Genomic DNA, 7,379 nt, shown 5'->3' with positions numbered 1-7,379 from the left:
TAAACGTGTTCGGTAAAAAACGGGAGCGCCCTAAACGCGCGTAAGCGCGCAAGGTGCTCCCGCCTCATGGTTGCTCTAGGGCAAGGTTACTGGTAGCGGAGGCATTCCACCGGATCGAGCTTTGCTGCGCGCCGCGCGGGATAGTAGCCAAAGATGAGGCCGATTCCCACCGAGAGACCAACGGCGAGCAAAATGGTCTGAGGGGCGATGAGGGGCGTGATGGCTCCCGAGGTGCCCATACTCGACGTAAGGTCCATCGAGCTTGCCACGGTGGCTAGCGCCCATGCGATCGCGAAGCCCGCGATGGTTCCAATGATGCCTCCGGTCACGCACAGCGCTGCCGATTCGGTAAGGAACTGGGCTGTGATATCTCGTCTGGTGGCACCAAGCGCGCGCCTGATGCCGATCTCGCGGATGCGCTCAGTTACGTTGGTGAGCATCATGTTCATGATGCCTATGCCGCCCACCAGGAGGGAGATTCCGGCGACGGCGCCCATGATGAGCTGGAAAGACATCATGAAGCTGTTGAGCGAATCTATGGAGGACTTCATGGAGTAGCAGTAGATCATATCCTGCGCCTCGTCCTCGGAATAGCCCATGATGGTCGCGAGCTTGGTAGTGGTCTCGCTCATCACCGCGTCCACGTCCTCGCCTTCGCGGACAAGGCCGATGACTTGCGATAGATACTCGTCCCCCTGGTTGAAGTCATTTTGGACCGTTCCCATTGGGAAGAAGGCCTGCATATAGTCTTCGCTGGGGTATTGCGATTCGGAGACGCCCACGATGAGGTAATCGCGGCCGTTGAGCTCAACGGTTCTGCCCACAACAGAAGCTTGCGGGTCTCCAAAGAGCATCTTGATGCCATTGCGCTCGATAATGCATACGCGAGCGTCGGCAGATTCCTCTTGTTGAGAGAACAGACGGCCTTCGACCAGCTTGAGCTGGCCCGTCATCTCGTAGTATTGATTGGAGGCGCCAGTTATGCTGATGCTGATGTCCTTATCATTCGCTTTTTTCTGGGCGTATGACATCGCCGTGCCCTCGATGGCCTCATATGACGGCATGACGGCTTTGAGGTCGTCGACGGTGTCTTGATTCATGGCGCCGGCGGCGGAAATGTATACTAATCGCGCGGCGTTGAGGCCAAGGCCGCTTACCAGGTTGTTTCTTACACCGCCGATGAGCGAGGTCATAGCGATCACCGAAGCGATGCCTATGACTATGCCCAAGATGGTGAGCAGGCTGCGTCCCTTGTTGGCTTCGAGGGCTCGAACCGCTTCGCGGAGCAAGTCACGCGCGCTCATCGTCCACCTCCCATTGTGCTGATTATGCCGCTGGTGTCTTCGTGGTAGAGGCGGCCGTCACGGATGGATACGATACGGTCCGCCTCGGCTGCCACGTGCGAGTCATGGGTGATGAGGGCGATTGTCTTGCCGGTGTCCTTCAACCTATGGAAGGTCTCAAGCACCATGCAGCCGGTATGCGAGTCCAGGTTGCCGGTGGGTTCGTCGGCCAGGATGATGGCTGGGTCGTTGACTAGGGCACGGGCGATGGCGACGCGTTGCATCTGGCCGCCCGAGAGCTCGTTGGTGCGGTGGTCATAGTGATCGACCGGAAGTCCCACCGCCTGCAAGGCGTGAACGGCCATCATCTCGCGTTGGAAGCGCGGGGCCTGCGTGTAAGCCAGGGGCAACATGACATTGTCGAGCACGCTCATGCGGGGGAGGAGGTTGAAGCTTTGGAATACGAATCCTATACGGGTGGCGCGAACCTCTGCAAGCTCGTCATCGTCCAACTCCGCAACGTTGAGACCTTCCAGAAGATACGTTCCCGATGTGGGCGTATCGAGGCATCCTAAGATGTTCATGAGCGTCGACTTTCCAGAACCCGATGGGCCCGTGATGGCGACAAACTCGCCGGGCTGCACGCTAAACGTGATGTTATGCAGCACGTGGGCAAAGCCTGCATCCGACTCGAAGATGCGATGGATCCCCCGTATGTCGATGACGGGTCTGGCCATTAGAGCATCACTCCGGATGAATCAACTGACATGCCATCGTCAAATCCCGCATCTCCGGTAGCGCCGATAAGCAGGACTTCGCCGTCAGCGACGGCGGACACGGGAAGGGCTGCATTGGGGTCGGTCTGGTTGGGGTCGCCCTGCGGCTCCTCGCTATCTGGTGCGGGCTTGCCGATAACGGCGAAGTCATCGTTTTTCGTCACAACGGTCACGTCGCGCCGTTCGGAGGCTTGCGTCTCTGCATCGGTTTGCACCATAACGTAATAGTTTTGTCCGTCGTCGGTCATCAGCGCCATCGCGGGCACCATGATGACGTCGTCGAGCTGTTCGGTAATAAGCGACACCTTCGCTGTCATTCCGGGCTTAAGGCGGGGGTCGGGTTGAGCGATCAGGATATCGACATCGAAACTTACGGAGCTGGAGCCGTCGTAGCTCATCATGCCGCCGTCTGTGGAAGCGATGGAGGCGATGCCGGTCACGCTGCCCTGCAGGGTTAGGTCGGGGAACGCCGGGAAGGTAACATTGGCGGTCTGCCCCACGGCGACCTTCGCGATGTCTTCTTCGCTTACCTGGACGGTGACCTTCATCTGCGACAGGTCGGCGATGTGCATAAGGGACTTTCCGGATTCCACGCCGGTTGCAGAGGCGCCCACCTGAGCGTTCATTTCAACGATGTTTCCGTTGCACGGAGCAGTCACGGTGCGCTCGGCTGCCTTGGCGACAGCTTGGTCGTATCCCTCCTGCGCTGCTGCCAGGGCGCGCTTGGCCGCGTCGACGGTGTCTTGGGAAACCTCGTAGGAGACGTTTCCCTCTTCATCGGTCACCTCGGTGCCGCGCTTGGCGGTAGCGAGCTCCGATTTGGCGGCATCAACGGATCTCGCCGCCTCGGCTATGGCGCGGTCTAGTTCGTCGTTTTTGATGGTCATAAGCACATCGCCTTTGGCGACCGCCTGGCCTGCGCTCACATTGACCGTAGCGATGGTTCCTTCAATAGTGGGGGAGACCACCGTGGAGGAGAGCGGTTCCAAGGTTCCCTTTGCATCTACCTCGTTTGAGTAGGTACCGCGGTATGCGACGTCCGTAATGGGCACGTACGCATCTTCTGCGGGAGGTTTGTTGAGCGCGCTGTAGGCTACGCCGCCGATGGCGACAATGCCGATGGCAATGCCGGCGATGATGGCGCGGTGCATAAGCTTCTTCTTGCGTCGCTCGGCGCGACGGGCCTTCAGCTTCGCATACGCCTCGGCATCGGAGGCATCCATTCCCATGTTCTCATGTTCGGCCTGATCTCCTTCTGCCGCCATAACCGGCATGGTTACGGTTGCACTGGCGTCGGGATCGTCAGCGGGCTTGCCCGGTTTGATAACGGGAATAAGATTGGCCAGCTTCGAGGGTCTCTCGGGATCTGGATTCGGCTTGTCGGCCATGATGGCTCCTATCTAAAGGGTCGATGATCTCGCAAGATCGAAAGATTCCGTGCCATTTTTCGATGATACCTATAGTCAAGTTGGGCAAAGCTATGAATTAGGTGACAGTACCGTCATAAATGCAAAGCCAGCTTAAGCTAGGTCCTCACGCAGCGACTCCACCACGTTGTTCGCGTTGCTTTTTCGCAATGCGTAAGCGGTACTTGCCGCGAGAACAAAAAGCACTACTAAAGCCGCCAAGGCAATCCATGCGGGAGGCAGGGCGAATCTGGCGTCGACAAGAACTCCCCCCGCGATAAACAGCAATCCCGATATGGCTCCAACGGCAAGGATGAGACCCAGAGCCAAACCGCGAATCGCATAGCTGGCGCATTCTCGGATAATCATCTTGCGAAACATCTTGTTGTCGATACCTATTGATCGCAGGATCGCGAACTCTCTTCTGCGCAGCACAAATGAGGTCGAGATAGTGTTGAACACGTTCGCGATGGCAATGAGCGTGGTTATGCCCGCGAAACATCCCGTGAAGATCTTGACGGATAGGATGATGGCGCGCTGGGTCCTCGTGGATTCCGTGGAATCGTTTGCGGATCCATAAGGATAGACCGCGCGGTTGTTGAGCATTGTGTTGAGTTCGCGCGAGAGTTTTTCCGTTGCCTGACGGGGATTTGCCGAGGTGAACGAATACGTGGTCGAAAGAGGGAACATATGTGCTCCGCCGCTGCCCTCGCTCGGGTAGAACGAGAAGGGGTTGTTTTCACCCCATCTCCATGTAATAGAGATGCCCGATGCCATCTCTTGAGCGCGGGCGCCATCAACCGTAGGCGTCGCGGCTTTCGATATGGTTCCAAGTGCGCTGACCGGCAGGATGAGCATGGGCGAGAATACCGACGTGTCCGCGGCGCAAGCGGGGGCGGTGTCGGAGATACTCCCTATCGGCAGTTCATAGGTGCCCTGTACGGCTGCTTCGATTGGGAGGCGTATCGACGTCGCGCTCTCGTCGTAGAAATAGTATTCCATCTCAGGTTGTCCGTCTTGTCCTACCCTAATAGCGTAGGGCGATGATTGGTCGATAGCCCGGATGCAGGTGTAGAGGGTCGCCGTACCGGTATTGGAAAAACTCCTCACCATGTAGCGCTTGCCATCCCATTGGTCAAACGCTCCGTTGAAACCAACGGCTACGGGATTGGCGGGATCGCAGTACTCGTCTTTATTCAAACCGAGTGACTCGATATATGAACTCCAGGATTCATCGTCTACAAACTCAAGGTGGATGATGCCGTAGTAGGAATCATCGATGATGGTGGGAGGGTCGTCAGAAAGCGCATCGGTCTCGCTTTGGATGGAATCGAGCGCGTGGGCGTTGTACACGCCGTTAGACAGGCTGCCGTAGCTCGATATAAAGGACGAGTAGCCCACTAGCTCCGCATCGCTTGCGCTCTCAAGTTTATCTCCAACTGTCCGTGCGTCCGCGAGAAGGTCGGTGATCGACTCGTCCTCTTGGATCTCGCGGTCCAGATACGCCGTTATATCGACTCCTTGGGTACCCACGATATCGACCGCTTGCTCAAGATACTGAATCAGCGCACCACTGAGGACCAGCAGGGCGACCGATATGGCGAGCGATACAACCGCGATGCGGCCCTTTGAGTTGGGTCGGTTGAGGTTTCTGCGCGCAAGAAGGTGGGGTATGCCGCCAAATGCAATATAGACCTCGTCGATTTTGCGCGAGAAGTCCCGCAGGATGCCCCTACGCCGTAAAGGGCACGTGATGGCCGCATAAAGACGATGGTTTGCCAGCGCACCTTGCGGATCGCGAGGCTGACGGAGAGCGTCGATGGCAGTGGCCTTGCTGGCTCGAATCGCGGGAACGGCGGTTGAAACCAACAGCGTTGCGGCTTCAACCGTGATGATGCCGATGAGAACGGGAGCGGACACCATGACGTGGATCGCTGCGTTTGCGGATTCGATCGCGCCGTTACCGTAGAGCAACGCGAGCAGGCCGTCTTGGGAGAGTGCGAATGCTGCGCGCATGCTGGCTATGCCAAGGACAATTCCTGCGGGGATACCGGCTAGACCTAGGACGGCCGCTTCGATAAAGATGGAGACCCGCAGCTGGCTTTTGGATGCGCCTATGGACGATAGCAGGCCGAACTGCTTGGTGCGCTCCGCAATCGAGATCGCGAACGAGTTGTAGACCAATGTCACCGATGCTGCGAGCACGATGCCCGACAGCAGGCATCCTATGCCCCAAAAGGCTGCCGATGCGGGCGTGTCTTCAGTTAACCCCTGATAGGTGAGCAGGTTGTTGTGCAGGGTTGCAGAAACCGCGCCGTTGTCCTGGTCGAATCGATGCGACAGGCCCTCTATCTCTTGGTAGCTGCTCAGGCCGTCTGCGCGCACGTAGAGCGTTGAGCGGATGGGCTCTATGCCGTTATCGTCATACGTGATAAACGAATAACCCGCCGGGGTGTTCCAGAACTCATTTTGCGTGCCCTCCATCGAGTACATGCCTACGATGGTATAGGTTCGCATGGGGGCAACGTTGACGAGCTCTTCCGTCACGTCGCCTCGCTCGTCGATCTGTACCGGGTAATTCTCGTCCAAATCTATATACTGGCCCTCGGATTTCGCCCGACGCGTTCCCAAGGCCATCCCTATGGTCGAACCCACCATAAAACTGCTGGATTGCTCGAAGCCATCATGTTCAAAGCCCTCGTCATAGGTGTATCCGCGAAGGAACTCGGGGATGATTATCTCTGAGGAGGTTTTGGGAAGACGGCCTTCCGCAAGGGTGATGTTCGGAAGAATTCGTTCGTCCTGGTTTTCTTTGGGAAGAGACGATAGGGAGAAATACGTAAAGTAGCCATCGTTCTCTTCCGACGAATCGGCGAGTGCGAACCCGTAGCGCTCGACTTCTGCCGATTCCGTTATCCGCTTGTCCGAAAGGGCGTCTTGAACGTCATTTTGGGTAGCGTTTGCGAATGCGATCTGCCATGATCCGGATGCGTCGATGGTCGAGGTAACCAAAAGGTTGCTGAGCGTTTCCACCGATCCAAAGATGGCGGTTAGCAAAAGGCTTGAAAGCATGATGCCAAATAGCGACACCAGCGTGCGAACGTAATTTACTTTTAAGGTGCGCGCGGCGATGCGGGAGAAGATATTCATGGCGCTATCCCCTGCGGTTATCGCTGACCAGATGTCCATCTTCGATCGCGATCACGCGATCTGCCATAAGCGCGATATCTTCGTCATGGGTGATGACGATCAGCGTCTGCTTGAGACGCTTGTTGGAATCGCGCAGCAGGCGCATGACTTCGGCTGAGTTTTTGCTATCGAGATTGCCCGTTGGCTCGTCTGCAAGCACGATGGCGGGGGAATTCATAAGCGCTCGGCCCACCGCGACGCGCTGCTGTTGTCCGCCTGATAGTTGCGAGGGCATATAGTGTTCGCGTCCCGAAAGCCCGAGCGCGCGCGTCAATTGTTCTAGACGCTCTTGGTTGACCCGCCTACCGTCCATGAGTACGGGCAGGGTCATATTTTCGATAACGTCGAGAACGGGGATGAGGTTGTAGAACTGGTAGATAAGGCCGACTTCCCTACGACGAAAGACAGCGAGTTGCTCGTCGGTGCGTCGGTAGATATCTTGGCCCTGCACGTAGACGGAACCAGATGTGGGCCGGTCCACGCCGCCGATAATATGGAGCAACGTGGACTTTCCAGATCCGGACGACCCCACGATGGCTATGAATTCGCCCGCTTCAACTGTAAACGACACATCGTCCAGCGCGCGCACCGCTGTGTCGCCTTCGCCGTAGATCTTGGTGAGGTGTTCAACCGAAAGTATGCTCATGCTCGTCCTTTGTATGGTGGGGGAGCGCCGAGCCGAGTCGTGTTTGGGCACCCCCGTGATATGACACCTACCATACTGT

5 protein-coding genes are annotated in these 7,379 nt (G+C 57.2%); all 5 read right to left on the bottom strand.

The window, feature by feature from the left end; genetic code table 11:
* Positions 1–86: 86 nt before the first annotated feature.
* The 5 genes from B3H65_RS08440 to B3H65_RS08420 all read right to left on the bottom strand — a co-directional run bounded on the left by B3H65_RS08440 (position 87) and on the right by B3H65_RS08420 (position 7,300).
* Complete coding sequence (locus B3H65_RS08440) at positions 87–1,304, bottom strand: ABC transporter permease (RefSeq protein WP_117680065.1); 1,218 nt, start codon at positions 1,302–1,304, stop codon at positions 87–89.
* A complete protein-coding gene (locus B3H65_RS08435) occupies positions 1,301–2,020 on the bottom strand; it encodes an ABC transporter ATP-binding protein (protein ID WP_286684879.1) in 720 nt (239 codons plus the stop codon). The genes B3H65_RS08440 and B3H65_RS08435 overlap by 4 nt, the downstream gene beginning before the upstream one ends.
* Positions 2,020–3,447 (bottom strand): efflux RND transporter periplasmic adaptor subunit, encoded by a 1,428-nt coding sequence (locus tag B3H65_RS08430; protein ID WP_286684878.1) that lies wholly within the window; start codon positions 3,445–3,447, stop codon positions 2,020–2,022. The genes B3H65_RS08435 and B3H65_RS08430 overlap by 1 nt, the downstream gene beginning before the upstream one ends.
* A 132-nt stretch (positions 3,448–3,579) precedes the next feature.
* Positions 3,580–6,615: an ABC transporter permease gene (locus B3H65_RS08425; RefSeq protein WP_286684877.1), complete on the bottom strand. Its 3,036-nt coding sequence runs from the start codon at positions 6,613–6,615 to the stop codon at positions 3,580–3,582.
* 4 nt (positions 6,616–6,619) lie between these two features.
* Positions 6,620–7,300, bottom strand: coding sequence for an ABC transporter ATP-binding protein (locus B3H65_RS08420; protein ID WP_117680069.1), 681 nt, complete (start codon positions 7,298–7,300; stop codon positions 6,620–6,622).
* Positions 7,301–7,379: the final 79 nt, after the last annotated feature.

Origin of the sequence: Collinsella sp. UBA1693, assembly GCF_002320115.1 — a bacterium.
Classification (GTDB): domain Bacteria; phylum Actinomycetota; class Coriobacteriia; order Coriobacteriales; family Coriobacteriaceae; genus Collinsella; species Collinsella tanakaei.
This window is presented reverse-complemented; position numbering and strand designations above follow the sequence as displayed.

Coding starts and splice junctions, on each gene's coding strand:
- B3H65_RS08435 (WP_286684879.1), bottom strand. CDS start 2,020: ATGGCCAGACCCGTCATCGACATACGGGGGATCCATCGCATCTTCGAG.
- B3H65_RS08430 (WP_286684878.1), bottom strand. CDS start 3,447: ATGGCCGACAAGCCGAATCCAGATCCCGAGAGACCCTCGAAGCTGGCC.
- B3H65_RS08425 (WP_286684877.1), bottom strand. CDS start 6,615: ATGAATATCTTCTCCCGCATCGCCGCGCGCACCTTAAAAGTAAATTAC.
- B3H65_RS08420 (WP_117680069.1), bottom strand. CDS start 7,300: ATGAGCATACTTTCGGTTGAACACCTCACCAAGATCTACGGCGAAGGC.
- B3H65_RS08440 (WP_117680065.1), bottom strand. CDS start 1,304: ATGAGCGCGCGTGACTTGCTCCGCGAAGCGGTTCGAGCCCTCGAAGCC.